The following is a 2,620-nucleotide window of genomic DNA, read 5'->3' as shown; positions in this document are numbered from 1 at the left end:
GGCGCCCGGGGCTGCCGCCTCCGGCTGTGCCGGCGTGCCCGCCCGCGCCGCCGGAGGCCGACTGCACGGGACCAGCGGTGGTCGCGCGCGGTGAACGTCGTGTCCCTGAGAGTCATCGCGCCGGTCGGTCGTACGTCCGTACTCCGACCGGAGCGATCGGTCCCCGCCCGCCGGACACCGACGACCGGACGGCGGTGCGCGTTCTCAGGAACGCAACCCCGTCCCGGTGGGGTTCCTATGTTCGTGTCACCGCACCGCGGCCCGCTCCCCCCGGATGCCGCGGCGGTGGCCGGGGCTCCCCACCCGGCCGGTTCCACGAACCGGAGTGATCCGATGACCCGCCCCCTGCGCGGACGCGCCCCCGGCGTCCGCCCGACCGTAGCGTCGCACCCGCGACCGGCCCGAGGCCGGTCCGTGACGGTCCACCGCTCGCGCACCCACCACCCCCGCCCGCTGCGGGCACCCTCACCGGCCGGGCGCACGCCCGGCGACCGGTGACCCGCCCGGTTCCGCATCCGGTCACCGCACCCCTGCGGCGGGACACCCCGCCGCCCGCCGACGCCTGGCTGGCGCACCGCCGCGCCCGCACGGTGTGGGGATCCGTGCTGGTCACGGTCCTCGTCGGCCCGTCGTTGATCTGGATGCTCCGTTCCGGACCGCAGCCGCTGCTGCACCAGCTCTCGGTGCTGACCGGGCTGCTCGCGCTGTCGGCGATGGTGATCGTCGCGGTGCTGCCGTCCCGGGTGCGCGGGCTCTCCGGCGCCCTCGGCCTGGAGACCCTGCTCGGCCTGCACCGCAGGCTCGGCGTGCTCGCCGGGGTGCTGGTCGCGCTGCACCTCGCCTGCGTGGTGGCCGACCACCCCGAACGTGTCGGGCTGCTCGTGCCGCTCGCCGCACCGGCCCGCGGCCAGGCAGCCACCCTCGCGACGATCGCGGTCGTCGTGCTGCTGGTGCTCGCACTGCGCGGTGTCCGGTCCGGCTCGCACGAGGTGTGGCGTTGGCTGCACCTGAGTCTGGCCGCGGTCGTCGTCGGCGCGTCGTCGCTGCACGTGCTGTGGCTGAACAACCTGGTCGGCGACGCCGTCATGGGGCCCGTGCTGGGCGGGCTCGGCCTGCTGCTGGTCGCGGTGCTGGTGCTCCGCTGGGGCGCCCGCGCGGCGACCGGCGAGTTCCGGGTGCACGTCGTGCGCCCGGAGAGCCCCACCGTGTCGACGCTCGTCCTCGCCCGGCCCGGCCGGCACGCCGGACCGTGGTTCCGGCCCGGCCAGTTCGCCTGGCTGCGGCTGGAGCGGATGTCGGTGGAGGAGCACCCGTTCACCATCGCGTCGTCGGCGTCCGACCGCGGCCGGGTCGAGTTCACCGTCCGGCACACCGGCGACTTCGCCGGGCGGTTGCGCGAGCTGCGTCGCGGCGACCCGGTCTGGGTGGACGGCCCCTACGGCTCGTTCACCCCGGACTCGGTGCCGTCCACCGGGCTCGTGCTGATCGCGGGCGGCGTCGGGATCACCCCGATGATGAGCATGCTGCGCACCGCCGCCGACCGCGGCGACCGGCGGCCGTACCGGCTGGTCGTGCACGCCCGTGACCGCGCCGACCTGCTGTTCCGGGCCGAGCTCGCGCACCTGCGCACGCTGATCGACCTGCAGGTCACCGAGGTGCTGCGCCGCCCGTCGGCGGACTGGTCCGGGGCGACCGGGCCGATCGACACCGCGCTGCTCGCCGCCGTCCTGACCGACCTCGACGACCCGGCCCGCCGGCTCGACTACTTCGTCTGCGGCCGACCGCAGCTCGTCGGCGACGTCCTCGCCACCCTCACCGCGCTCGGTGTCCCGGACGACCGGGTGCACACCGAGCAGTTCGCCCAGGTCTGAGAAGGGGAGGAAAACCCATGTCCCGCCGGATCCCCGGCCCGCTCCGCTGGTCGGTGCTCGCCGCACTGGCCGCGGTCGCCGCCGTCGTGCTCGCCCAGTACTGGGTGGCGACGTCGGCCGCCACCGACCAGCAGCAGGGGTGGACGCAGACCCGGTGGGGTCCGCTCGGCCCCGCCGACCGCGACCTGCTCCAGAAGGTGCGGCTCGCCGGTCTCTGGGAGGCCCCGACCGGGCAGCAGGGCGAGCAGCAGGCCACCTCACCCGCCGTCCGCGAGGTCGCCCGCAAGCTCGGCGGCGAGCACCACGACCTCGACGAGCTGGTCCGCTCCACCGCCGAACAGCTCGGGGTCCTGCTGCCCAGCAGGCCCAACGACCAGCAGATCGGCTGGATGAACGACCTGACGGCCCGCACCGGGACCGACTACGACCGCCAGTTCGTGCAGATCCTGCGCGCCGCGCACGGCTCGGTCCTGCCGGTGATCACCGACGTCAAGGTCGGCACCCGCAACGAGCTCATGCGGCAGTTCGCGAACGATGCGTCGGTGTACGTCTCCCGGCACATCGGCTATCTGGAGTCGACCGGGCTCGTCGACTACGCGGCGCTGCCCGCCCCGCCCGACCCGGTGCCGACCGGGACCCGCACCGCGTCCGACGTCGTCGTGCCGGCGCTGGTGGTCGGGGTCGCGCTGCTCGCCGCGGGCGGGCTGCTCATGACCCTGCACCGGCGCGGCCGCCCGGCCCCCGGCCCG

Annotated in this window: 2 protein-coding genes; both read left to right on the top strand. The window is 75.6% G+C overall.

Features of this window, described 5'->3' with window-relative positions:
- Nucleotides 1–494 precede the first annotated feature (494 nt).
- Nucleotides 495–1,871, top strand: coding sequence for a ferric reductase-like transmembrane domain-containing protein (locus tag GTW08_RS13830; protein WP_083658629.1), 1,377 nt, complete (start codon nucleotides 495–497; stop codon nucleotides 1,869–1,871).
- 17 nt (nucleotides 1,872–1,888) lie between these two features.
- Nucleotides 1,889–2,620 (top strand): DUF4142 domain-containing protein (locus GTW08_RS13825; protein ID WP_161152005.1); only part of this gene is annotated, 732 nt, incomplete at its 3' end.

The organism is Pseudonocardia sp. SID8383, assembly GCF_009864975.1.
GTDB lineage: Bacteria > Actinomycetota > Actinomycetes > Mycobacteriales > Pseudonocardiaceae > Pseudonocardia > Pseudonocardia alni.
Note: the sequence above shows the minus strand (reverse complement) of the source record. Positions and strands in the feature narration are given on the sequence as shown.